At 41.2% G+C, this 23,899-nt stretch carries 23 protein-coding genes; 3 read left to right on the top strand and 20 right to left on the bottom strand.

The window, feature by feature from the left end; genetic code table 11:
* Positions 1 to 4: 4 nt before the first annotated feature.
* Genes trkH through pepQ form a run of 3 tightly spaced genes read right to left on the bottom strand, consistent with a single transcriptional unit; the run spans position 5 to position 3,432 of the window.
* Entirely contained in the window at positions 5 to 1,456 is a 1,452-nt protein-coding gene (gene trkH / locus JI723_RS03165; RefSeq protein ID WP_272581077.1) for a Trk system potassium transporter TrkH, read from the bottom strand.
* Positions 1,457 to 1,483: 27 nt separating this feature from the next.
* On the bottom strand, positions 1,484 to 2,098 hold the full coding sequence (locus tag JI723_RS03160) for an IMPACT family protein (RefSeq protein ID WP_070927650.1): 615 nt from the start codon (positions 2,096 to 2,098) through the stop codon (positions 1,484 to 1,486).
* A complete protein-coding gene (gene pepQ, locus JI723_RS03155; protein WP_070927648.1) occupies positions 2,098 to 3,432 on the bottom strand; it encodes a Xaa-Pro dipeptidase in 1,335 nt (444 codons plus the stop codon). Before pepQ ends, JI723_RS03160 begins: the two co-directional genes overlap by 1 nt.
* A gap of 256 nt (positions 3,433 to 3,688) precedes the next feature.
* Here pepQ and fadB point away from each other — a divergent pair, with 256 nt between their 5' ends.
* Entirely contained in the window at positions 3,689 to 5,881 is a 2,193-nt protein-coding gene (fadB, locus tag JI723_RS03150; protein WP_337979770.1) for a fatty acid oxidation complex subunit alpha FadB, read from the top strand.
* 4 nt (positions 5,882 to 5,885) lie between these two features.
* A complete protein-coding gene (fadA, locus tag JI723_RS03145; protein ID WP_070927642.1) occupies positions 5,886 to 7,052 on the top strand; it encodes an acetyl-CoA C-acyltransferase FadA in 1,167 nt (388 codons plus the stop codon).
* Positions 7,053 to 7,297: 245 nt separating this feature from the next.
* On the opposite strand, the gene fre is transcribed toward fadA, so the two are convergent.
* From fre to pepE, 3 genes are all read right to left on the bottom strand, one after another.
* Positions 7,298 to 7,999 carry an NAD(P)H-flavin reductase gene (gene fre / locus JI723_RS03140; protein ID WP_070927640.1) on the bottom strand — a complete coding sequence of 234 codons (702 nt, stop codon included), beginning with the start codon at positions 7,997 to 7,999 and terminating at the stop codon, positions 7,298 to 7,300.
* A gap of 10 nt (positions 8,000 to 8,009) precedes the next feature.
* Complete coding sequence (gene ubiD, locus JI723_RS03135; protein WP_140179052.1) at positions 8,010 to 9,482, bottom strand: 4-hydroxy-3-polyprenylbenzoate decarboxylase; 1,473 nt, start codon at positions 9,480 to 9,482, stop codon at positions 8,010 to 8,012.
* A gap of 114 nt (positions 9,483 to 9,596) precedes the next feature.
* Positions 9,597 to 10,322 (bottom strand): dipeptidase PepE, encoded by a 726-nt coding sequence (gene pepE, locus JI723_RS03130; protein WP_070927638.1) that lies wholly within the window; start codon positions 10,320 to 10,322, stop codon positions 9,597 to 9,599.
* Between the two features lie 168 nt (positions 10,323 to 10,490).
* On the opposite strand from pepE, the gene rfaH reads away from it, so the two are divergent.
* Positions 10,491 to 10,985, top strand: coding sequence for a transcription/translation regulatory transformer protein RfaH (gene rfaH, locus JI723_RS03125; RefSeq protein WP_070927636.1), 495 nt, complete (start codon positions 10,491 to 10,493; stop codon positions 10,983 to 10,985).
* A 48-nt stretch (positions 10,986 to 11,033) separates the two neighbouring features.
* Here the strand turns inward: rfaH and tatC are convergent, their stop codons facing one another.
* From tatC to otnI, 14 genes are all read right to left on the bottom strand, one after another.
* Positions 11,034 to 11,798 (bottom strand): Sec-independent protein translocase subunit TatC, encoded by a 765-nt coding sequence (gene tatC, locus JI723_RS03120; RefSeq protein ID WP_070927634.1) that lies wholly within the window; start codon positions 11,796 to 11,798, stop codon positions 11,034 to 11,036.
* 3 nt (positions 11,799 to 11,801) lie between these two features.
* Positions 11,802 to 12,338, bottom strand: coding sequence for a Sec-independent protein translocase protein TatB (tatB, locus tag JI723_RS03115; RefSeq protein WP_140179046.1), 537 nt, complete (start codon positions 12,336 to 12,338; stop codon positions 11,802 to 11,804).
* 3 nt (positions 12,339 to 12,341) lie between these two features.
* Positions 12,342 to 12,632 (bottom strand): twin-arginine translocase TatA/TatE family subunit, encoded by a 291-nt coding sequence (gene tatA, locus JI723_RS03110; protein WP_272581081.1) that lies wholly within the window; start codon positions 12,630 to 12,632, stop codon positions 12,342 to 12,344.
* A gap of 113 nt (positions 12,633 to 12,745) precedes the next feature.
* Positions 12,746 to 14,380 (bottom strand): ubiquinone biosynthesis regulatory protein kinase UbiB, encoded by a 1,635-nt coding sequence (gene ubiB, locus JI723_RS03105; protein WP_070927628.1) that lies wholly within the window; start codon positions 14,378 to 14,380, stop codon positions 12,746 to 12,748.
* Entirely contained in the window at positions 14,367 to 15,020 is a 654-nt protein-coding gene (locus tag JI723_RS03100; protein WP_070927626.1) for a ubiquinone biosynthesis accessory factor UbiJ, read from the bottom strand. The genes ubiB and JI723_RS03100 overlap by 14 nt, the downstream gene beginning before the upstream one ends.
* Position 15,021: 1 nt before the next feature.
* Positions 15,022 to 15,777 (bottom strand): bifunctional demethylmenaquinone methyltransferase/2-methoxy-6-polyprenyl-1,4-benzoquinol methylase UbiE, encoded by a 756-nt coding sequence (gene ubiE, locus JI723_RS03095; protein ID WP_272581082.1) that lies wholly within the window; start codon positions 15,775 to 15,777, stop codon positions 15,022 to 15,024.
* A 77-nt stretch (positions 15,778 to 15,854) separates the two neighbouring features.
* Positions 15,855 to 17,210, bottom strand: coding sequence for a DNA recombination protein RmuC (gene rmuC / locus JI723_RS03090; RefSeq protein ID WP_319068404.1), 1,356 nt, complete (start codon positions 17,208 to 17,210; stop codon positions 15,855 to 15,857).
* Between the two features lie 103 nt (positions 17,211 to 17,313).
* Complete coding sequence (locus tag JI723_RS03085) at positions 17,314 to 17,844, bottom strand: DedA family protein (RefSeq protein ID WP_070927618.1); 531 nt, start codon at positions 17,842 to 17,844, stop codon at positions 17,314 to 17,316.
* 70 nt (positions 17,845 to 17,914) lie between these two features.
* Positions 17,915 to 18,697, bottom strand: coding sequence for a tyrosine-protein phosphatase (locus JI723_RS03080; protein WP_272581083.1), 783 nt, complete (start codon positions 18,695 to 18,697; stop codon positions 17,915 to 17,917).
* 207 nt (positions 18,698 to 18,904) lie between these two features.
* Positions 18,905 to 19,660, bottom strand: coding sequence for a uridine phosphorylase (udp, locus tag JI723_RS03075; protein ID WP_070927613.1), 756 nt, complete (start codon positions 19,658 to 19,660; stop codon positions 18,905 to 18,907).
* A 268-nt stretch (positions 19,661 to 19,928) separates the two neighbouring features.
* On the bottom strand, positions 19,929 to 21,305 hold the full coding sequence (locus tag JI723_RS03070; RefSeq protein WP_272581085.1) for a GntP family permease: 1,377 nt from the start codon (positions 21,303 to 21,305) through the stop codon (positions 19,929 to 19,931).
* Positions 21,306 to 21,315: 10 nt separating this feature from the next.
* Positions 21,316 to 22,275: a D-erythronate dehydrogenase gene (gene denD, locus JI723_RS03065; protein WP_070927609.1), complete on the bottom strand. Its 960-nt coding sequence runs from the start codon at positions 22,273 to 22,275 to the stop codon at positions 21,316 to 21,318.
* 54 nt (positions 22,276 to 22,329) lie between these two features.
* A complete protein-coding gene (locus JI723_RS03060; protein WP_070927607.1) occupies positions 22,330 to 23,097 on the bottom strand; it encodes a DeoR/GlpR family DNA-binding transcription regulator in 768 nt (255 codons plus the stop codon).
* 12 nt (positions 23,098 to 23,109) lie between these two features.
* On the bottom strand, positions 23,110 to 23,889 hold the full coding sequence (otnI, locus tag JI723_RS03055; protein WP_070927605.1) for a 2-oxo-tetronate isomerase: 780 nt from the start codon (positions 23,887 to 23,889) through the stop codon (positions 23,110 to 23,112).
* Between the last annotated feature and the right edge of the window lie 10 nt (positions 23,890 to 23,899).

The raw sequence follows: 23,899 nt of genomic DNA, 5'->3' as shown, positions 1-23,899 counted from the left end.
TTACCTAATCACGCCAAAATGTTGGTGTAAACAAAACTAATAATGTAAACACTTCAAGACGACCGAACAGCATCGTCACGACGAGTATCCATTTTCCTACAGGGTTCATCGTTGTAAAGTTATCAGCGACGGTTCCAAGCCCTGGACCTAAGTTATTAAGAGTGGTTGCAATAGCAGAAAAAGCAGAGAACTCATCAACGCCCGTTGCGATTAATAACAATAAACTGACGACAAAAACTAACGCATATGCCGAAAAGAACCCCCATACCGCTTCTATAATTCTTTCAGGTAACGCCCTTTGTCCTAACTTGATGGTATAAACGGCATTTGGATGGACAAGCCTTTTTAACTCACGCGATCCCTGTAAAAATAGCAATAAAATACGAATAACTTTTAAGCCACCGCCAGTTGACCCCGCACAACCACCAACAAATGCCGCACACAATAGCAACATAGGTAAAAAAAGCGGCCATCCAGCAAAGCTGTCAGTCGTAAACCCTGCGGTCGTTGCCATTGATACTACTTGGAAAAAAGCTTGATCTAACGTTTGCCCAAACGAGCCATAAACAGAATGGTAGAGCAAAACTAATGTACATATCGTTACTAAAACGAATTGAAAGCTAATAAAAGTTCTAAATTCAGGATCACGCCAGTAAATTCCTAAACTACGTCCCGTCAGTACCGCAAAGTGCAACCCAAAATTACAGCCTGAAATAATTAAAAAAACAGCGATTATCGTATTTATGGCTGGACTATTAAAATAACCGATACTGGCATCATGGGTTGAGAACCCCCCGATAGCGATGGTTGAAAAGCTATGAGAAATGGCATCAAAGACATCCATTCCTGCAATCCAAAGTGCAATTGCACAGATAATTGTTAGTAAAACATATATAAGCCAAAGTGTTTTCGCCGTTTCGGCAATTCTTGGGCGCATTTTATTATCTTTGAGAGGTCCAGGCATCTCAGCCCGATAAAGCTGCATTCCCCCAACCCCCAATAAAGGGAGGATGGCGACAGCAAGCACAATGATCCCCATACCACCTAGCCACTGTAGCATCTGCCGATAAAATAAAATGGCTTTTGGAAGCGTATCTAAACCCGTTAGTGTCGTCGCACCTGTTGTTGTTAACCCTGAAAATGATTCAAAGAAAGCATCCGTAACTGAAAGATTAGGTTTTTCAGAGAAAATAAATGGTAATGCCCCAACGCTTCCCAATACAGTCCAAAACAATACCACGATCAAAAAGCCTTCCTTCGCTTTCAACTCATGTTTACTGTTTCGGGTTGGGATCCATAAAATCAGACCAATGATAAGTGCAACAACAAAAGTCTGGCTGAATGCTCGCCCTGCACCATCACGATAAATCAACGCGACAATACCAGGAACGACCATGGTAAAAGAAAAAATAATGACGAGCAGCCCGACGATGCGGGTTATTGCACGAAAATGCATTCGGCAGGTTCCTTGCTAACCAATTGACTATTCAGTTTCTGTTATGAGTTCCAGCGCGCCGCGACTCATATCACGTAATTTATCATTGACTTCTCGTTCTAGGGTAGCAGGAATTGAAATACGCAAAGATACAACCTCATTGTATTCACTATGTAAAACTACCCCTCCAATCTGTGTGATGAGCTGTTCAATCGAATTAATTAATGAGTAATCACAAACTAACTGAAAAATTTTTTGTGGTACTTTAGTTTGTGTCGGCAATAGCTTAAGCGCTTGCTGGGCACCATTACCATAGGCTTTAACTAATCCACCTGTTCCAAGTTTTATTCCACCAAAATAACGCACAACCACACACGTGATTTCTCCCAACTGGCTCCCAAGTAGCTGAGCCATTATCGGTTTACCTGCCGTTCCGGTAGGTTCCCCATCATCAGAAAAACCTAATTGTTGTGAATCATCAGGACGGCCCGCGACAAAAGCCCAGCAATGGTGCCGGGCATCTGGATATTGAGCCTTAATCGATTGAATGTAATCTTTTGCTGCATCAATACCTTCAGTATGTGCAAGGTAGGTAATAAAACGACTTTTTTTAATTTCTTCTACGTAAGAAATTGATTCAGCCGGTATTAAATAGGGTTTCATTACGGTAGTTGCAGGTCTCTTGTCATATTTTCAATCCGATTATGGTGAATGATGATGTTATCTTCAATACGAATACCACCATAAGGTTTGAATTGCTCAATTTTTTCCCAGTTAAAATATTGGCTAAATTCACCTGAACGCCAAGAAGCTAATAGAGACTCAATAAAGTAAAGTCCTGGCTCAATGGTCATTACCATTCCTGGCTCTAATACACGCGTACAGCGTAGGAAAGGATACATTTTTGGTGCAGCAAGCAAAGTACCATTCTCATCTTGCATAAAACCCGCAGCATCATGAACCTGTAAACCAAGTGGGTGCCCTAAACCATGAGGGAGAAATGGAGTAGTTAGCCCTTTTTCAACCATAGTTTCTTCGCTAACACCTTTAATTATTGAATGGTTTTTCAATAGCTTGGCTATTCTATGATGCATATCAACATGATAATCGGTATAACGAACACCTGCTTTGATTGTATCTATCAATGCAAGCTGCTCTTTATTAAGATCCGCAACTAATGCTGCAAAATCACTTTTATTTTTAGCTGCGTAAGTACGAGTTATATCCGCTGCATAACCATTATATTCAGCACCTGCATCAATCAAAAAGCTTCTAATTTCATTCGGAACTTGCTGTTGTAATTTAGTGTAGTGTAGTACCGCCGCATTTTCATTGAGCGCAACAATATTACCGTAAGGAACATCTGTATCGCGATGGCCTGTTGCTTGCAAATAGCTAATATTAATATCAAATTCACTCATACCAGCCTGAAATGCTTCAAATGCAGATAAATGACCATTAACTGCCATTTTTTGCGCTTCACGCATGCAATACATTTCATAATCGGTCTTATAGGAACGGTGAAAGTGATAAAAATCAATGACAGGTTTTGGATTGATATTCTGTTGGCGGATCCCCAATGATTCCGCTCTAGCTTTTGAAGAGCCAATATAAGCGACATTATCTTTAACTAAGTAGTTAAGAAGCTCATTGATATCATCAGCATTTTTCAGATGGATCAGCTCAACATCTTTAGTCCAAAAACTCGTTGGTAATGGTTCAACGCTGTGCCAATAGTCTACAGGCGAATAAAACCATAACTTAGGCTTATTTACGCCATCGACTAATAACCATGAGTGCGGTACATCGGTGACAGGAACCCATGCTTTAAAATGAGGGTTCACCTTAAATGGATAATCACTATCATCGAGAAATATACGTATAGGTTCACCCGAATGAATCAATATGGCGTCTAGCTTGCTGCGTTGTAAGACTTGCTGAGTTTTAGTTTGCAAAGTTTTAATATGTTCAGCGTAGAGTGCAGTCAGTTTTTCCATTTCATTCAACCTTTCAGCTTTATAAGAAAATCCAAGCTTAGCACGTTCTTTAATTTACTGGTATGCAGTCTGAGCAATCAATAAGTTAACGCATTGATTATAAGTATAAATCCTATTTCACAACGACTCTATTTCTCTTATTTGCTGTGATCACCATTCCAGTTTTGTTATTGATTATTTGCATTTCCTTAACATTCTAGTCACACTAAATCCATCTGGTCGTACCAGATGATTAAATCATCATAAGGAGAACGGCATGCTTTATCAAAGTGAAACGATCTATGTTCAATGGTTGAAAACAGGTATTGCAGAACTCGTTTTTAACTCGCCTGGGCCAATAAATAAGTTGGATACTCATACCGTTGCTTCACTTGATGAAGCAGTTTCTGTTCTTGAACAACAATCTGATTTATTAGGAGTTATCTTAAGATCTGATAAACCCGCTTTCATTGTAGGCGCTGATATCAAAGAGTTTTTATCATTATTCGAAGCACCTGCTGAAACGCTAAGTGAGTGGTTAGGTTACGCTAATCATATCTTTAATCGCATTGAGGATTTACCTGTACCTACTCTTAGTGCCATTAATGGCTATGCGCTAGGTGGTGGTTGTGAGTGCATCCTTTCTACTGACCTTCGTATTGCGACACCAGATCTACGGGTAGGCCTACCCGAAACGAAATTAGGGATTATGCCTGGCTTTGGTGGCTCTGTTCGCCTTCCTCGATTAATCGGTTTAGATAGTGCTCTTGAGATTATTACTGCGGGTAAAGATGTAGGTGCCGCTGAAGCATTAAAATTAGGTTTAGTAGATGCGGTCGTTGAAACTGAAAAATTACCACAAGCGGCGCTTGAACTGATTGAATCCGCAATTTCAGGAGCCATTAACTGGCAACAAAGGCGTCAACCTAAGTTACAACCATTGCAGCTTAGCCCTATCGAACAAACAATGAGCTTCAATGTTGCTAAAGGTATGGTTTACAAAGTGGCAGGTAAACACTATCCAGCACCGATGGCTGCGGTTAACACAATTGAAAAAGCCGCAAACTGCGCCAGAGATGAAGCTTTAAAATATGAAACCGCTAGCTTTGTTCCTCTCGCACATAGCGATGTCGCCCGTTCTTTAGTTAGCATTTTTCTTAATGACCAACAAGTTAAAGCGACAAGTAAACAACTTTCTCGCCATGTTGATGCACCTCAGCATGCTGCCGTTCTTGGCGCAGGGATAATGGGTGGTGGGATAGCTTACCAATCCGCAAGTAAAGGCATCCCTGTTCTAATGAAAGACATCAATGAAAAATCGTTAGATTTAGGTATTGATGAAGCCCATAAATTATTAAATGCACAGTTTGAAAGAGGAAAAATAAACGCCTCTAAAATGGCAAAAACCCTTGCCTCTATCCACCCTTCACTTTCATATGCAGGCATTGAAAACGCACAGATTATTGTAGAAGCAGTTGTAGAAAATCCGAAAATTAAAGCGGCGGTCTTATCTGAGGTTGAACCTTTAGTCAGCGCTGAAACTGTATTAGCCTCTAATACATCTACAATTCCTATCACTGAATTAGCCAAGGCACTAAAACGACCTGAAAATTTTTGTGGGATGCACTTCTTTAACCCAGTTCATCGCATGCCATTAGTTGAAATTATTCGTGGCGAGAAAACATCCGATGAGACAATAGCGAAGGTCGTTACCTATGCCAGCAAAATGGGTAAAACACCGATAGTTGTCAATGACTGCCCAGGCTTTTTTGTTAATAGAGTCCTGTTTCCTTACTTTGCAGGTTTCAACTTATTACTCCAAGACGGCGCTGACTTTAAAGAAATCGATAAAGTTATGGAGAAAGAATTCGGATGGCCAATGGGTCCTGCATATCTGCTTGATGTCGTTGGTATTGATACCGCTTTCCATGCTGAACAAGTCATGGCATTAGGTTTCCCTGAACGTATGAGTAAAACACGCAAAAATGCCATTGATGTCATGTTTGAAGAAAAACGCTTTGGTCAGAAAAATGGCAAAGGTTTTTATCAATACGAAAAAGATAAAAAAGGTAAACCAAAGAAAATTGATGCTCCCGAGACAAATGAGCTTTTAGCACCAATCAGTAGTGAGAAAAGGTCATTTACAAAAGAAGAGATCATTGCCCGTATGATGATCCCTATGATTAACGAAGTTGTTCGTTGCTTAGAAGAAGGCATTATTCAAAGCCCTGCTGATGCAGATATTGCTTTAGTTTATGGTCTTGGCTTCCCTCCTTTCCGTGGAGGTGCGTTCCGCTATTTAGATACTCTTGGCACGGCAGCTTACGCTAAAACAGCGGAAGCTTACGCTGATTTAAGTCCCTTGTATCAAATTCCTGCGGGTCTTAAAGAAAAGTCGCAGACCAATGCGAGTTATTATGCACAACCTCCTGTTGTGGCAATCGATATTCAAAAAGTTGCGAGAGGCTAAAAGTATGGAAAATGTCGTTATTATCGATGGAATACGTACACCAATGGGGCGTTCAAAAGGTGGTGTATTTCGCCAAGTCCGAGCGGAAGACCTCTCTGCACATCTGATGAATGCAATTTTTGAACGTAACCCAAATGCCAGTAAAAAAGAATTGGATGACATCATTTGGGGATGTGTGCAACAAACGCTTGAACAAGGGTTTAATGTCGCTAAGAATGCAGCATTACTTACTGATATTCCTCATACTGTACCAGCTGTAACAGTTAACCGCCTATGCGGTTCGTCTATGCAGGCTATTCATGATGCAAGCCGGCTAATCATGACAGGCGATGCCAGTTCGGTCTTAATTGGTGGAGTCGAACATATGGGTCATGTTCCAATGACTCATGGTATTGATTTTAACCCTAAGCTCACGCTACGAGTGGCTAAAGCAGCAGGCGCTATGGGGTTAACTGCTGAAATGCTAGCTAAAATGTATAAAATAAGCCGTGAAGAGCAAGACGCATTTGCACTTCGCTCTCATCAAAGAGCAGCTCAGGCAACCAAAAATGGTTCATTTAAGCATGAAATATCCCCTATTGCTGGGCACGATAGTAGCGGGAACCTGTTTGCTGTCGATTACGATGAAGTTATTCGCTTTGATGCTAGTTTAGAAGGATTAGCATCATTAAGACCCGCTTTTGATCCCGTAAGTGGTACTGTAACCGCAGGTAATTCATCAGCTCTTTCTGATGGCGCATCAGCAATGCTGATCACCAGTGAAAATTATGCGAGAAACAAAGGCATAAAGCCAAGAGCACGGATTCGTTCCATGGCAGTTGTAGGCTGTGATCCGTCCACTATGGGATTCGGGCCAGTTCCTGCAACTGAATTAGCGCTCAAACGGGCGGGGTTATCATTAGCAGATATCGATGTTATTGAGTTAAATGAAGCTTTCGCGGCGCAGTCTATTGCGTGTTTAAAAGGCCTGAAATTGCCAGAAAATCAAATTGATGAAAAAGTGAACCTTAACGGTGGTGCTATCGCACTAGGCCACCCTTTAGGGTGCTCAGGAGCGAGGATCACCACCGCTTTACTGAATCAATTAGAGCAGAAGGATAAACAATTCGGTCTAGCAACTATGTGCATTGGGTTTGGGCAAGGGATAGCAACTATCATCGAGCGCATATAATACCCAATACTCTGAATGGCTCAAGGCGCAACAGAGCTAGCTAACTATAATAGTTAAGCATAGGTAACTAAAATTAATAGATACAGCTAGCGACGTTGCAACTTGATGTATGGAGAGTGTATCCACTATTTGCCGTAGTGTTGTTGTATGTTGTCAACATTCCCGCCTAGTCAGGGGCGGGCTTTTTAGTTTAAGGAGCAGCAGCAAACTTCTAGACTAATGCTCACTTTGCTATGTAATCAATACTAAATAAACTCGTAAGCATCACCAAACAGCTGCTCTGGCTTTGCACCACGCTCAGCGCAAAAACGTTCTCTTGCGATTTTAGCCATCTCAAAACGACCCGCGATATAAATATCATAAGCAGATAAATCACCAAAATCGTCTAAAACAGCACTGAGTACTGTGCCTGAGCGTCCTCTCCAAGAGCCATCAGGCTGCTCAACAATAGGAACGATTTTCAGATTAGCATAGCGTTCACTTAAGGCTTGGAGTTCACCTAAATCATATAGATGCTCTAACTGGCGTCCACCCCAATAGAAAGTGATATCACGGGAAGGATTTTCCATTAAAGCAGCGAGTAATACTGAGTGCGTGTAAGAGAATCCGGTTCCGCCTGCAACTAAGATCATCGGATTTTGGCTATTTTCTCTAAACCATGCTTTGCCATGAGGTATATCAATATCAATACGGCGCTGATCTAAAATCCTATCCATAACAGCCATTGCATAAAGATTAATTTCAGAAGCACCAATGTGAAGCTCAATTGTTTCGTTATTTGCAGGTGTTGAGGCCATAGAGAACGGGCGTTTATCTCGCTCATCCATTATGACCATAAGATATTGACCTGCTTTAAAATGAAAGGGCCCATCTGGCAACAAAATAACCCGATAAACGGTATCAGTGATAGATTCAACAGATGTGACTTTGCAGCTCAAAGTTGCCATGGCTCCCCTCTTATTTTCCAAAAATATTCAATTGTTCCCAAATATCATCTACACGTGACTTCACTGCTTCATCCATCACAATTGGCCGTCCCCATTCCCGATTTGTTTCTCCAGGCCATTTATTCGTTGCATCTAGCCCCATTTTTGAACCTAAACCTGATACTGGTGAAGCAAAATCAAGATAATCTATTGGCGTATTTTCCATCATAACAGTATCACGAGCAGGATCCATGCGTGTTGTTATTGCCCATATCACATCTTTCCAATCTCGAGCATTGATATCATCATCACAAACAATGACAAATTTTGTATACATAAACTGTCGAAGATATGACCAAACCCCCATCATTACCCTTTTGGCATGGCCTGCATATTGTTTTTTCATTGTGACAACAGCTAGGCGATATGAACAACCTTCTGGCGGTAAGTAAAAATCAACGATCTCAGGGAACTGTTTTTGTAAAATTGGCACTAGCACTTCATTTAATGCTTCGCCGAGCACTGCGGGTTCATCAGGCGGGCGCCCTGTATAGGTCGAATGATAAATAGCATCGCGACGTTGAGTTACATGAGTAACAGTAAATACAGGGAAACTATCAATTTCATTATAATAACCAGTATGGTCACCATATGGCCCTTCTGGCGCCAGCTCCCCTTGCTCAATATAGCCTTCAAGAATGATCTCAGCACCAGCCGGTACTTCAAGATCATTAGAAATACATTTCACAACTTCAGTTTTATTGCCACGTAATAAACCAGCAAATGCATATTCAGATAGGGTATCTGGTACAGGCGTCACTGCACCTAAAATAGTTGCAGGATCTGCCCCTAATGCAACTGCAACGGGGAATCGTTCACCTGGGTGCTGTTGGCACCACTCTTGAAAATCAAGCGCCCCACCACGGTGTGAAAGCCAACGCATGATAAGTTTGTTTTTACCCAAAACTTGTTGTCGGTAGATCCCCAAATTTTGGCGTTCTTTGTTTGGCCCTCGAGTGACCGTTAAACCCCAAGTAATTAAAGGAGCTGCATCTTCTGGCCAGCAATGCATGACTGGGATTTTTGTTAAATCGACATCGTCACCCGCCCAAATTTGTTCTTGGCAAGGTGCTGAACTCAGCCTTTTTGCAGGCATATTCAACACTTGCTTAAATTTAGGTAATTTATCAAATAGGTCACGGAACCCTTTCGGAGGATCCGGTTCTTTTAGAAAAGCCAGCAATTTGCCAACATCATGCAATGCTTTAATATCTTCTTGCCCCATTCCCATAGCAACTCGTTTGGTTGTGCCAAATAAGTTACACAGAACAGGCATGTTATAGCCTTTGGGATTTTCAAATAATAAGGCCGGCCCTCCTGCTCTAAGAGTACGATCGGCTATTTCCGTCATTTCGAGGTAAGGATCAACCTCCATCGTAATACGTTTTAATTCGCCTTGCTTTTCTAGCTGGGCAATGAAGTCTCTTAGGTCACGGTATTTCATTGTCATCTTTTACTATTACAGAGGGAGTCTCATTATAAGACGTCCGGCCAAGGTTACAAGTTACCCATAAAAACTATGTATAATCAATATGTTTATTATTTATGACTGATTACTTTATTGGCAATCAAATGGAACCAGCCCTTTTAATGATAAAGTATCAAATTGTTCTGGGAAGGATTGATTATGTTTAAATAATTTAAACCCATCACCTTTACCACTGAAATATTCTAAAGTGTTACCTTTGATTTGTAGGCCACTTCCTTCTCTGAGAGCAACCACTGTCTCATGTGGGTTAATCACACAGAACTCTTGTAATCTTTCGTCGCGTGTTTCTCCCATGTGGCCTGAAATATGAGCATCAATATAGTGAGGGTTAATTTGGAGTGGGAACAAACCCAAAGATGGCATAATAGCCGCATTACTGACAGGCATGTCATTAGTTGTGCGGATACTAGGCGTTGCAACATTACAACCAGCGCTCCAGCCAATATAAGGCACATTACGCTCTCTCACCGCACGCTGAATTGCCACAATCAGACCATTTTCATGTAAACACTTGTTTAACCACCAAGTGTTTCCACCACTGACTAATATACATTCCGCCTGCTCAATCGCTTCTACTGGGCTAGAGAAATGTTCAATGGATGTAACTTTAATACCTAAAGCCTCACTTAATTGCTCAGCTCTTTCATCATGAGAGCCACGTAAAACAGCATAAGGGACAAGCACCGCTGATTTAATATTTTTACGCTCAATCACTTTATGAATACGAGGTAATGCATAGCTCAGCCAAACAGGGTTATTTGGAAGCTTACCATTACTTAATAAAAAAATTTCCATGCACTCTCCTAGATAACGAGTTGTTATATTACAGTTAACAACAATCGATTGTACTTAAGTTAAGATATCTTTATGATTATGAATGATATTCTTACTTAATCGATTAGTCACATTTTTATCCGCTAATTTGTTATGATGAGCATAATTTTGTTGTGCTGGATTAGAAAAATGGAAAAGTGGTATCTGTTATATTGTAAACGCGGCCAAATCGATAGGGCTATGGAGCACCTGAATAGACAAGATGTTATCTGCATGACACCAATGGCAGATATTGAAAAAGTCATTCGAGGAAAACGCACCATAGTCAAGGAGCCTCTATTTCCTAATTATTTATTTGTCAAATTTGATCATAATGCGATCCATACAACCACGATACAATCAACACGTGGGGTTAGCCACTTTGTTCGTTTTGGACAATTACCCGCCATTGTGCCTGATGAGCTTATTGAGTTATTACAGCAAACTGAGCTTTCCCATCTTATTGCCCCAGAAACTCCTATCCATGGTGATAGCGTTCTAATTACTGAAGGGATCTTTGCAGGTATTCAAGCCATATACGACGAACCCAATGGCGAAACACGATCAATCCTCTTACTTAATATCTTGAATAAGAGTGTCACCAAGGTTCTTGATAATACCCAATTCAAAAAACTACCTCAGTAAAAACAAAAAAACCCACAATCATGTGGGTTTTAATCAATTGGCTATATTTTACTGCTCATCGTGCTCTTCTTCGTCATTTTCCGGTTTACGTCGGCCTTTACCAACATAGAAATTGGAAAGAAGAACGCCAAGCTCAAATAGCAAATACATTGGAACTGCAAGTAACGTTTGAGATAGCACGTCTGGTGGCGTCAAAAACATCCCAATAATAAAAGCACCGACTAAAATGTATGGGCGTTTGCGCTTTAATGATTCAGGTGTTGTAACACCAGTCCAACATAATAGAATAATGGCTATAGGCACTTCAAATGCTGCACCAAATGCCATAAATAGCGTCATCACAAAACTCAGATATTTACTAATATCAGGAATAAAATTAACGCTATCAGGAGTAGTTTTGACAAAGAAACCAAATGCTAATGGGAAAACCACAAAATAGGCGAATGCCATTCCCAAATAGAAAAGGAAACTACTAGAAACCAATAAAGGCAGCATCAATCTACGTTCATGTTTATATAACGCAGGCGCGATAAATGCCCAAATTTGATAAAGGATCACAGGTATCGAAAGAAATACCGATACCATCATCGTTAGCTTAATTGGGGTAAAGAATGTGGATGCCACGTCGGTTGCACTCATTTGAGAGCCAACAGGCAGCTTATCAATCAAAGGAGCAGCAACTAGCCGATAAATATCATTTGAAAAGTAAGCCAGAGCAGCAAATACAATTAAAACCGTGATCAAACAGTTTAGTAGCCGCTTCCTTAATTCAATTAGGTGGCTAATAAGTGGTTGAGTATCATTTACAGCCATGTTCTATTTTTCGCTTTCTATCTGATTAGGGTTTTTCTTTGCGTCAACATTGTCTTCTGGACTGCTTTCACCTTTGGTAGATGCAGGCTCCTCAACAACTTCCGCCATTTTGGCTGCATATTCAGGATCAGGATCTGACTCTTGTGTTTGTGAAACTGTTGTTTGCGCATCTTTAACCGCACTGTCATAGTTGTCAGTTAATTCTTTGGCTTTCTGCAATTCACTTTCCACACTATCAGTCGTTGCTTGATAGCCCGATTTTAAAGACTGGGCAGCTTGACGGAGTTCATCCATCGATTGTTTTAGCTCAGGAGAAAGCGTTTCCATACCAGCTTTCTCCTCAACTTTTTTCAACGTCTCTTGCAGTTCTTGTAATTTCAGCTCTTGTGACAATTCATTTTGCACATTAGCAGCTAATGAGCGCATAGCACGGATCCAACCAGCAACAGTTCTTACTGCTACTGGTAGACGCTCAGGGCCCAGTACAACAAGGCCTATAACTGCAACAAGCAGCAGTTCACTGAAACCTATGTCAAACACGGTTTAACCCTGCTCTTTGTTTTTGCTCTCAACTGGACTATCTTTCTTTTCGGTAGCCTGTTGCTCTGTAATATTTTTGGTTGCAAAATCAGCATCTTGTTTCTCTTGCTCTTCTTTTGCAGACTTAGCAGCTTCATCATCATTCATCGCTTTTTTAAAGCCTTTCAATGACTCGCCTAAATCCGAACCCAGAGAACGCAGTTTTTTGGTGCCGAAAATTAAAATAATAAGTAGAGCAATAATGATAAGTTGCCAAGGGCTACCAAAAGCAGCCGTTGCAATAGTTGATTCCATTGTTTATACCTCTGTAAAAGTGGGATCAATAGTTATTAATCCCATTATATACAACCTAGCAGCAATACGGAAATATTCACAGGCTTATAAACTTGTCGCAAAACAAGGTTTACTTAATTTTTCCCTGATTTACACCAGCCAATAACCCATGACAACGCCCCCGCAGACATAAATGCTATCGCCATCCTTATAGAGTCCGAAATAAAGAATAAACTGCCACAAAGGATAAATGTTGCACCAATTCCTAATAGGTATTGCGATTTGCGTTGTTTGCTACGCTGATCCTTCAATTGTTCAGCGAGTTGCTCAATATTTGATTGCAAAAACTTATGTTGACGTAAAGCACCATAAATTAAATCAGGGATTTCAGGCATTTTTTCAGCCCAATAAGGTGCTTTTTCTTTTAACGCTTTGGTAATTGCAGGAAGTCCAACTTGGCTATGTATCCAGTCTTCTAAGAAAGGTTTAGCTGTCTTCCATAAATCCAGTTGTGGGTATAATTGACGACCTAAACCTTCTACGTAAAGTAACGTTTTTTGCAACAATACCAATTGAGGCTGAACTTCCATATTAAATCGACGAGCGGTGTTAAAGAGATTCAGCAACACATGCCCAAACGATATTTCTGCCAGTGGCTTTTCAAAAATAGGCTCACAAACAGTTCTAATCGCAAACTCAAAGTCTTCAACATTAGTATCAGCAGGCACCCAACCTGAATCAACATGCAGCTCAGCAACTTTACGATAGTCACGATTAAAAAAGGCAATAAAGTTTTCCGCAAGATAACGCTTATCTTCTTTATTTAATGACCCGACAATACCACAGTCGATGCCAATATAAAGTGGATCTTCAGGGTGCTCATAACTAACAAAAATATTTCCTGGATGCATATCAGCATGGAAAAAGCTGTCACGAAAAACTTGAGTAAAGAAGACTTTAACGCCCCTTTCTGCCAAGATCTTCATGTTAGTCCCTTGTGCTTTTAGAGCAGTAATATCAGAGACTGGAATACCATAAATACGCTCCATCACCATGACATTTTCACGACAATAATCCGCATATACTTCAGGTATATATAACATTGAGCTATTTTCAAAATTACGCCGTAATTGGATCGCATTCGCTGATTCACGCAAAAGATTTAATTCATCAATTAACGTTTTTTCGTATTCACGAACCACTTCTTTAGGGCGTAAACGACGTCCATCCGGTAATAATGGCACCCAATTAGCGATACGATACATCAATTTCACATCAGCTTTGATAATAGGCAAAATATCAGGGCGAATGACTTTTAAAACGATTTCTTTGCCATTTTCTTTAAGTTTTGCCGTGTGAACCTGAGCAATAGAGGCTGATGCTAATGCTTTTTCATCGAAATCATCAAACCATTGTTCTAATGGTCCGCCGAGCGATTCTTCAATATATTGACGTGCTAATTTACCATCGAAACTAGCGACTTTGTCTTGTAATAGTGAAAGTTGGTCAGCGATAGCCGGTGGGAAGAGATCACGACGAGTAGAGAGCATTTGACCGAACTTAATCCATACAGGGCCAAGCTCCTGTAAAGCCAAACGTAAGCGTTCGCCAAGCTCTTTACCTTGATGCTGATTTTTAATCCAAAAAAAACCAAAACGCCCAATACGCAGTGGTAAGGTTAACTTAATTTTGGGGATTAATTCATCTAAGCCATACGAGAGGAATACCCGAATAATAAAGTAGAGACGTTTTATTTCACCGGGCGTCATTCTTCTCCTCCAACTTGCTCAATCGTTTTTCCAATTCATCAAGTGAATCAGAGACTTGTTCAATTTCATCGCTAAAATAAGCAAGTTCGAGTGGATTTGGAGCCATTTTCCACTCTTCAAGTAGCGTGTCTTTTATATAGGTTTTTTGCTGGGCAACTAGGCGAGAGACAAGACCTGCACCTTTTCTAAACACTTGACTGAGACCTTGAGCTGCTACATCCCCTAAATACGGAGACAAATAATGAGCAGGATCCCAGATGGCCATATCCAGTAATGAAGACCAGTGTTGTACAACCTGCATATCTCCCTCAATAACAATGTCACCACTGTTGATTAATTGAGAAAGTTGCTGCTTATCTTTAAGCTTAATTAGTGTAAATAGCGATGTTTTGATCGTGCAATCCGCAGGTTCATGCCATTGGCTTAATACATCAACATGGTTATCTGTAAAAATCAGCGTCAGCGTTTTATTAAACTCTTTTAAGTCAATAGACATGACTTTACCAGCTAAGCGAACTCGAGCTGGTTTTAAGACCGCCTCTTTGAATAACATGTGATTCAAAGACGTTTCCATAAAGGCGGTCATTAAAGAATATAATACTGTATTTTGGCTTTCTGCCTGTGCTGATGTGGCTTCCATCTTAGAATTTAAACCCTTTATGCAATGCAACGATACCGCCAGTCATATTGGTGTAAGAAACTTGTTCTAATCCTGCGTTCTCCATCATTGACTTAAGTGTCTCTTGGTCAGGATGCATACGGATTGACTCTGCAAGATAACGATAACTATCAGGATCGCCGACAATCGCCTGCCCAATACGAGGAAGAACATGGAATGAATAAGCATCATAAGCTTTATTCAAAGGCTCAATGATAGGCTTAGAGAATTCAAGAACCAGCAAACGCCCACCTGGTTTTAACACTCGATACATAGAACGCAACGCTTTGTCTTTATCAGTCACGTTACGCAAACCAAATGAGATAGTGATGCAATCAAAATAATTATCAGGGAATGGTAATTCTTCAGCATTAGCCTGAACATAGCTTACGTTGCCTACGATACCAAGGTCACGTAATTTTTCACGACCCATTTTTAGCATCGAGTCGTTGATGTCTGCGAGAACAACCTCACCTTTTTCACCGACAAGACGCGAAAATTTTGCCGTTAAGTCACCCGTTCCACCAGCAAGATCAAGTACACGTTGGTTACGACGTACACCACTCGCTTCGATAGTAAAACGTTTCCAGACACGATGAATACCAAAAGACATTAAATCATTCATCAAGTCATATTTTGATGCCACAGAGTGAAAAACATTTGCCACTAGGCCAACTTTATCTTCTTTGCCTACTGTGCGGAAACCAAAATCAATGGTTTCTTTTGATGGTTCTGTCATTTCTATTATGCCTGTTTATAATTCAAAACTTTTGTACGAAGTGTAACAGCCTTTGCAGTAAAACCCTATTAAGAAGTCTAAGATTCCGCACAATATGGCTTATCTGATTTATCCACCAATTGAGGTGAAATAGGTTGCTTAACCTCAACGCCCATTTCTTTAAAGCTTTCAGCTTGGCTGATTAAATTCCCTCGCCCTTCCGCTAAACGTTTCATTGCTGATTGATAAGCATGATCGGCTTTATCAAGGCTGGTTCCTAATAACTGCATATCCTCGACAAACAGACGAAGCTTGTCATACATTTTAGCGGCTTTCGCCGCAATTTCTTGCGCATTTTGCCCTTGTCGCTCATAACGCCATAAATTATTAATCGTTCGTACCGCAACAAGCAAAGTTGATGGGCAAACTAACATGATATTCTGTTTTATTCCTTCATCGAGTAGCTCGGGCGATTCTTTTAAAGCAAGTAAATAAGCAGGTTCAATAGGGATAAACATAAGCACATAATCAAGTGAACGTACGCCCGGTAGCTGATGATAGTCTTTACGGCTCAATATTCGCATATGATTACGAATCGACGCGATGTGATTTTTAATGGCATTTGCTTGCTCATCAGGGTCATCACTGTTGAAATAGTTCTCATAAGCAACTAAAGACATTTTAGCATCAACCACAACGTCTTTCCCTTCGGGTAAACGAATAATCACATCTGGCTGGTAGCGGCTATTATAGCCAGTGTTAATGCTAACTTGGGTTTCAAACTCACTACCTTTACGCAAACCCGACGCTTCTAAGATACGAGCAAGGATGGTCTCCCCCCAATTTCCTTGTATCTTATTATCACCTTTTAACGCGCGGGTTAAGTTGACCGTTTCTTTGGTCATTTGATTGTTTAATTGCTGTAATTGACGAATTTCATAGGCCAGAGTGTGCCGTTCTTTCGCTTCTTCACCAAAACTTTGCTGAACTTGCTGACGAAAACCTTCAAGTTGCTCTCGAAATGGCGACAACATCGCGAGTAAACTTTTCTGCTGCTGCTCTGAAGCACGACGCTCACTTTGCTCAAAAATACGGTTAGCAAGATTTTCAAATTGTGTAGTTAAGCGTTGCTCACTATTTTGTAATAAGCGCTGTTTTTCTTCATTTGCTAATTGGTTTTGTTCGAAACGTGTGGTGATTTCCCGCAGCTCAGCTTCTTGCTCTCGATTGATATCTCTTAATGTTCTTAGTTCTTGATCAAGCCGCTCATACTCATTTTTCCATTCGGAAAGATGGGTGTTTTTTTCGTCACTTGCCGCTAGTTGACGATGAAGTTGTTGCAGATCTTGTTCTTTTTGGCTCAATTTTTGTGCAATAGACAACCAGACAGCCAAGCCGCCGACTAAAATACCACCAAGGGCGCCAATCACCCCATATAAAAGAGAGGTATCCACAGTTAAATCCTTACATTATGAGATCCAATGTAAAGTAATCGGATACTGTATATCTGTCCAGAAGTAATTTACATCACAAAAAAACTGCGAACGTCTTCGCAACTTATCCCATCCATTGTGCTAACCAACGCAATCCAAATGCCCCAGGAGCGAGTATGCCAAACGCCCAAATCATGGCTGAAACAATATTTGCGGCTTGGAAATAGCGTTTAGGCATTTTACAGATACCAGCAACCAGAGGAACAACTGCTCTAAATGGCCCAAAGAAGCGCCCTAAAAATACGCTCCATACCCCCCAACGATTAAAGAAGTGTTGACCACGGTCGATCATTTGAGGTTTACGAGAAATAGGCCACATCTTGCGAACATTGTCTTTATAATGGAAGCCAAACCAGTATGAGAGCCAGTCGCCAAAAAATGCCCCTAAGGTTGCAGCCAACCAAACTGGCCAAAATAAAATACCACTTTCACCGATTAGCGCACCAAGCCCTAATAGAATAACTGTTGCAGGAAGCAGCAAAGAGAGAAAAGCTAAAGACTCACCAAAAGCGAGGAAGAAAATGATTGGCAGTGCCCATATTTCATGAGCACGAGTAAAATCAGTGACCACCGCGACAATTTCATTCAATGTCATACGCTTTCCTCCTTAACAATTGATTGGCTTAATACTTTAACTCATATGAAATAAACCAATCCTATACTAATTACTCGAGGAAATAACTCTGTAATTGTTCTCTTCCAGTATTATCCAAACCTAAGTCAACCTTTAACCACTGATCGATACTACCATAATGGCTATTTATACTATTTATCGCTGTCATGAGAAACTCTTCACGCACGGAATAAACATATTCAAACTTTTTCACCACACTTTCACTCATTCTCTGTGCATGCTCTTTTAATAAGTATTCACGAAATGGGGCTAAGGTTTCATTGGTCAGTAAATAGTCATCCATCACAGTATTTAGATCGGCACCAAGCGCGAAAAGAACCAATGCAGAGCCTACACCCGTTCTATCTTTGCCCACGGCGCAATGCTGAACAATTCCCCCTTTTTCAGGATGTTTTAACATATCAACTAATTGGTGATAAGCAGGGTTATTTAAAGGCAGTAGTTCATACAAACGCCCCATAAAAACTTTTGGATCAAATTGTTCCAACATTTCTGGCGTGAGTTTATCTAAATCAGCACTGACTTCATCAGCCATAGGGTTCGCGGGGGCATTAACATAATGAGCGCCATCCCAGATCAAATCTGGTTTGGATTTGATTTCTGCCACATCACGATAATCCAATATTTGATAGAGATTTTGTGCTTGTAGAATAGCGAGATCGCTTTCAGTTAGGCGGTCAAGTGCCCCTGAACGGAAGAGGATCCCCGCTTTAATTTTGTTACCATTCGCCAGTTTTTTTCCGCCAAGATCACGAAAGTTAATTCCACCTTTCAAAGGTAATACTGAAGGGTGTAAGTAAGGTGTGTTTGTCATAATTATCAGTACCTATAATATTGATTGCTATGAAAACCATAACAGATTATGGCTTAAATAAAATAGGAAAAAATACCTGCATTTCAGCAGGTATCAATAAAATGACTTACACAAAGAAAATCAAAGAAAGAGAGAGGAATAACTAAGCCCGCCTACGTTTTATCCACAACCGAGTGAAAGTAACGCAAACGAGCCAATAATAAGGGACTACAGTAGTCGACGAGCCGCTTCAACTACAATGCTAAGAACATTACCTTCGGTTTTTTTCAAAAGTGCTTCGTCTGGAATTTCTTGTTGTGTGCGGTTAACGATTACACCCGCAACCATACCTGCGCGTAGGCCTTGGCTAGAGCACATGGTGAGCAATGTTGCTGATTCCATTTCATAGTTCATCACGCCCATGTCTTGCCACTCTTTCATCGAGCCTCTGAAATGGCGCATAACGCGGCCGGTATAGGTATCATAGCGCTCTTGACCTGGGTAGAAAGTATCTGATGATGCCGTCACACCTACATGCACTGTTGCGCCAGCCTCTTTGGCCGCATCGTAAAGGGCATTCGTACAAGTAAAGTCAGCAACTGCTGGGTATTCTAGCGGAGCAAAGTGCTGGCTAGCGCCATCTAAACGCACCGCCGCAGTTGTCACTAATACATCACCGACATTGATATTTTCTTGGATAGCACCGGTGGTACCAATACGTAAGAAAGTACGGATCCCTAATTGTGCCAACTCTTCCACAGCAATAGAGGTTGAAGGACCACCAATACCGGTTGAGCACACAATCACCGCTTTACCATCAAGCTCACCACGCCAAGAGGTAAACTCACGCAAAGAAGCTAGATGTACTGGGTTATCCATCAGGCGTGCAATTTTTTCTACACGTTTAGGATCACCGGGAACAATAGCAACAGTAGCACCCTGTAGGTCACTCTTTTTCAAGCCTAAGTGGAATACATCAGACATATCAAACTCCTTTACACAATGGCATCATTGAATTTATACGTTATAAGTAATATAGCGGTAAACCCTAAACCATTTAGTGACTTTGGTCACTTTTAATGAAAAACAAAACAATAACGTTTCACCAAGAAGAGATTTAGATCACAATAAATGTTAATCCTCATTCAATTATGCAATCAGTATAGACGATATGAAAAAAACTAATAAAAAAGCACCATTCAAACTACGAATGGTGCTTTTGATTATTGGCAAAATAAAAGATAGCTAACTATCAGAGAACTACATCAAGGATCAGAACGCCCACCAGACCGATTGCCCACGCTATCGTTGTTGGGATAGACCAGACCATCATCTGTTGTTTAACGTCCTTAATACCCATCATTCTATTCACAACCCAGTAAAGGCTGTCATTAAAATAACCAAAGAACAGTGACCCCATTGTGGCAGCTTGCGCAGCAACCAGTAGGTTAATGTCTGGAATTTGGCTAATAATTGGCGCTGAAATAGAAGCCGCAGTGATCATCGCTACCGTGCCTGAACCTTGAATTAAGCGAACTAAGGTCGCAATAATAAACGGGATCAGCACTGGAGTGATTGGCAAACTCGCTACATGCTCTGCTAAAATATTCCCTGTACCGCTGTCGCGTAATACTGCACCTAATGCACCACCAGCACCTGTTACCAGCAAGATGATCCCCGCTGATTGCAAGCCTTCTTCCATACGGTCGATGACTTCTTCTTTCGTTGCTGTTGGCATCAATGTATACACTGCAATTAACACACTAATTGAAAGTGCAATAATCGGAGCACCAAGGAATTCAAACGTTTGGAAATACCAGTTACTTTCCATTCCTTGGAAGGTTGCTGTTTTCAGTAATAAACCATTCACTGCATTAATAAAAATCAGCAGGATTGGTGTAACAATAGGTAGTACGGATAAGAATAAGCTTGGCAATGGTTTGTTCGCTTTCTCTTCCATATAGCGATCATGAATTTCTTTCAGATCAGCATTGCCACTTTCATCTGGCATGAATTCAGGGTATTTAACCGCTAACCACTTCGCATACAATACGATACCAATCACACAAGGGAGTGCGAGTGTCATACCCGTTAAGATCATTGCACCAATATCAACGCCGAAAATCCCTGCAACGCCCAGAGGCCCCGGTGTTGGCGGAACAGTATGGTGAGTAACGACCAGACCACCCGCGAGTGCAACCCCTAAGGTTAATAGGTTACGTTTACCGTTTTTTGCCAGTGCTTTCGCCAATGGATAGAGAATAACGAAAGCCGAATCAACGAAAATGGGAATACTCACGATATAACCGGTGATCGCCAGCGCCCATTCTTCACGTTTTTTACCTAACCAACGGATAAAGCTATATGCTATCTGTTCAGCGGCACCCGAGACTTCCAGTACCCTTCCCATCATGACCCCTAGGCCGATAACAATACCGATACTGCCAAGTGTAGTACCAAACCCTTTTGTAATAACAGTGACGGTTTCTGCTGCGGTCAATCCACCTGAAATACCGGCAATTGCTGCTGCAATCAACATGGCAAGTAACGCATGAATACGCGTTCGTAATACCAAGAAAATCAGGACAAATATGGCCACCGCGAGGCCAATAATAGGAATATAGGACATCGCTTATCCCCTATTGCTGTGAGCCATGGTGAGTGATGAATGAACGAATGGCATCCGCAAACGAACCATCAGCACGGAAACCCAGACCTAATGCACGGCTAATATCAAATTTACCCGGCCAGCTGGCAACAATACGATTGATCGCTTCGTCTGGTTCAAAGCGGATCAGATCAACCGCTTTCTGACCTGCAACATCGCGTAGTGCGTCGATCATGCCTTGAACAGTAACAGTGATCCCCGGTAAATTAACGGTGCGAGATAAACCAAATTTTTCAGCCGGAATGCTTGCTGCATGAATAAAGTTATTCACTACTGTTTCTGGGCTAGATAACCACAGTGCTAAATCAGGGGAGACAGGGCACACGCTTTCGATGCCATTGAGTGGCTCACGAATAATTCCACTAGCAAATGAAGAAGCCGCCTTATTAGGCACGCCTGGACGGATACTGATAGTTGGTAAACGCATCACTCGACCATCCACAAAACCTTTACGTGAGTAGTCGTTTACCATCAGTTCACACATTGCTTTCTGTGCACCATAAGAGGATTGTGGATTGACTACACACAGATCTGTGATCACATCAGGCAATTCACCACCAAATACCGCTAATGAACTGGTGAAAATAAATTTGATAGCCGGATTTTTCTCACGTGCCACTTCAAGTAGTTGACGTGTTGCTTCAAAGTTCACTTTCATGCCTAAGTCAAAGTCACTTTCAGCATGGCTACTCACGATTGCAGCAAGGTGATAAATAATATCGGTTTGTGCATCAATCAGTTTATCTGCCGCGCCTGCTTGAGTGAGATCCGCCGCCACACAGGTCACTCGCGCATCTTCAACCGGTGATGTAGGACATTGAATATCAGCTAAAACAAGTTGATCAAATTGCAAACCCTGGCTGTTTTTAAGTAAAGCAGCGGCTAGCTGCTGACCTAAGAAGCCAGCGCCACCAGTGATGATAACTTTCATTGTTATTCTCCTTGAAATAGCTTTTTGTAGCTATTTATCATTAGGTAAGATGATTTATGTTTTTATTAAATGAAGTTTTATGTTCTGTTCTGTTATCTGCTGCACGGCATCAGCTGGTAGATGATCATCACAAATGATGTCGTGCAATTGATTAAGCGGGCAAACACGGAACATGCCATATTTACCAAATTTGCTGCTATCCGAAACCAATACGCAGCGCCGAGCGACATCCAACAATGTTTGCTTTATTTGCACTTTCTCTTCATGTGGAGTTGAAACTCCATGCAATAAATCCCAAGAGCTAGTACTCATAAATGCCACATCAACATTTAAGGTTTGCAGCATCATTGATGCGGTATTCCCCACACAAGAATGGTTACGTTTATCCACTTGCCCTCCTGTGTGGTACAAATTGAGCTGAGATTTATCCATTAAATACTGCATAATGGAGAAATCATTGGTCACAATTGTTAAGTTAAAACGCTCACCTAACACACGTGCTATCTCAAATGTTGTGGTACCTGCATCGAGGTAAACAACTTGTCCATCCTCAACCAATGATGAGGCAAATTGGCCTATTTCACGTTTGCTGCGATGGTGTAAACGCGCTTTTTCACTCCAAGGTAGCTCTTGGCGTAATGCATCGTTTAATCGTACTCCCCCACTTATCGCAACCACTTTCCCTTCTTCTTCTAACGTGCGAATGTCACGTCTTACCGTCATATGCGATACATTCATCAGTTCTACTAAGTCACTGATAGATACTGTTTGGTATTCATGAACGTAACGATAAATAAAATCACGGCGCTCTGAAGGGATCATAGACTCTCCTGTTTACGGTTGTGCTTTCTTTAACCAGCCCAAACCATCTTCTGTACGACCCGCAGGGTGGTATTCACAACCGAGCCAACCTTGATATCCCATCTGATCTAATTGATTAAAAATCCATGGGTAATTGACTTCACCGCTATCAGGTTCGTGGCGATATGGTACTGAAGCTATCTGAATATGACTAAATTTACCCCATAAACGCTCAATTGTTTTCAATAAATCACCTTCCATGATTTGGCAGTGATAGAGATCTAATTGAATAAACACATTTTCACGATTAATTTCAGGTAATAAAGCTTCAGCTTGTTTCTGCGTGGTCAGAAAGTAGCCGGGCATATCTCGCGTATTGATCGGTTCAATCAATACACGAATTCCGTGCTCAGCCATCACATCTGCCGCCTGTTGAATATTTTTAATAAAACAGGCGCGCTGCTCTTCTAGTGTAAATTTTGCATCTAGCTTACCGGCCATCGCATGTACTTGTTTACAGCCGAGAGCTTTGGCATATTTCAGTGCCGTTTGCACGCCTTCTGCAAATTCATTTTCACGTCCTGGGATAGATGCCATGCCGCGTTCACCGGCAGCCCAATCACCCGCAGGCATATTAAATAACACTTGAGTTAAGCCGTTCTTTTTTAGCTGTTCTGCAATAGCTTCAGGTTGTTCTTCATAAGGGAAAAGATACTCAACCCCTGAAAATCCAGCCTGTGCCGCTCTCTCGAAACGCTGAATAAAAGGAACTTCGTTAAACATCATGCTGAGGTTTGCTGCAAATTTCGCCATTTTTAATGCC

The sequence above is a fragment of the Providencia manganoxydans genome (assembly GCF_016618195.1).
GTDB classification, from domain to species: Bacteria; Pseudomonadota; Gammaproteobacteria; order Enterobacterales; family Enterobacteriaceae; genus Providencia; species Providencia manganoxydans.
Note: the sequence above shows the minus strand (reverse complement) of the source record. Positions and strands in the feature narration are given on the sequence as shown.

Excerpts from the sequence above, each read along its gene's own strand:
- fadB (WP_337979770.1), top strand. The coding sequence starts at position 3,689 with ATGCTTTATCAAAGTGAAACGATCTATGTTCAATGGTTGAAAACAGGT.
- ubiB (WP_070927628.1), bottom strand. The coding sequence starts at position 14,380 with ATGACGCCCGGTGAAATAAAACGTCTCTACTTTATTATTCGGGTATTC.
- udp (WP_070927613.1), bottom strand. The coding sequence starts at position 19,660 with ATGTCTGATGTATTCCACTTAGGCTTGAAAAAGAGTGACCTACAGGGT.
- JI723_RS03060 (WP_070927607.1), bottom strand. The coding sequence starts at position 23,097 with ATGATCCCTTCAGAGCGCCGTGATTTTATTTATCGTTACGTTCATGAA.
- ubiD (WP_140179052.1), bottom strand. The coding sequence starts at position 9,482 with ATGAAATACCGTGACCTAAGAGACTTCATTGCCCAGCTAGAAAAGCAA.
- fre (WP_070927640.1), bottom strand. The coding sequence starts at position 7,999 with ATGGCAACTTTGAGCTGCAAAGTCACATCTGTTGAATCTATCACTGAT.
- pepQ (WP_070927648.1), bottom strand. The coding sequence starts at position 3,432 with ATGGAAAAACTGACTGCACTCTACGCTGAACATATTAAAACTTTGCAA.
- trkH (WP_272581077.1), bottom strand. The coding sequence starts at position 1,456 with ATGCATTTTCGTGCAATAACCCGCATCGTCGGGCTGCTCGTCATTATT.
- pepE (WP_070927638.1), bottom strand. The coding sequence starts at position 10,322 with ATGGAAATTTTTTTATTAAGTAATGGTAAGCTTCCAAATAACCCTGTT.
- rfaH (WP_070927636.1), top strand. The coding sequence starts at position 10,491 with ATGGAAAAGTGGTATCTGTTATATTGTAAACGCGGCCAAATCGATAGG.
- ubiE (WP_272581082.1), bottom strand. The coding sequence starts at position 15,777 with ATGACAGAACCATCAAAAGAAACCATTGATTTTGGTTTCCGCACAGTA.
- denD (WP_070927609.1), bottom strand. The coding sequence starts at position 22,275 with ATGAAAGTTATCATCACTGGTGGCGCTGGCTTCTTAGGTCAGCAGCTA.
- tatA (WP_272581081.1), bottom strand. The coding sequence starts at position 12,632 with ATGGAATCAACTATTGCAACGGCTGCTTTTGGTAGCCCTTGGCAACTT.
- otnI (WP_070927605.1), bottom strand. The coding sequence starts at position 23,889 with ATGGCGAAATTTGCAGCAAACCTCAGCATGATGTTTAACGAAGTTCCT.
- JI723_RS03080 (WP_272581083.1), bottom strand. The coding sequence starts at position 18,697 with ATGACAAACACACCTTACTTACACCCTTCAGTATTACCTTTGAAAGGT.
- JI723_RS03085 (WP_070927618.1), bottom strand. The coding sequence starts at position 17,844 with ATGACATTGAATGAAATTGTCGCGGTGGTCACTGATTTTACTCGTGCT.
- JI723_RS03100 (WP_070927626.1), bottom strand. The coding sequence starts at position 15,020 with ATGGAAGCCACATCAGCACAGGCAGAAAGCCAAAATACAGTATTATAT.
- tatC (WP_070927634.1), bottom strand. The coding sequence starts at position 11,798 with ATGGCTGTAAATGATACTCAACCACTTATTAGCCACCTAATTGAATTA.
- fadA (WP_070927642.1), top strand. The coding sequence starts at position 5,886 with ATGGAAAATGTCGTTATTATCGATGGAATACGTACACCAATGGGGCGT.
- JI723_RS03070 (WP_272581085.1), bottom strand. The coding sequence starts at position 21,305 with ATGTCCTATATTCCTATTATTGGCCTCGCGGTGGCCATATTTGTCCTG.
- JI723_RS03160 (WP_070927650.1), bottom strand. The coding sequence starts at position 2,098 with ATGAAACCCTATTTAATACCGGCTGAATCAATTTCTTACGTAGAAGAA.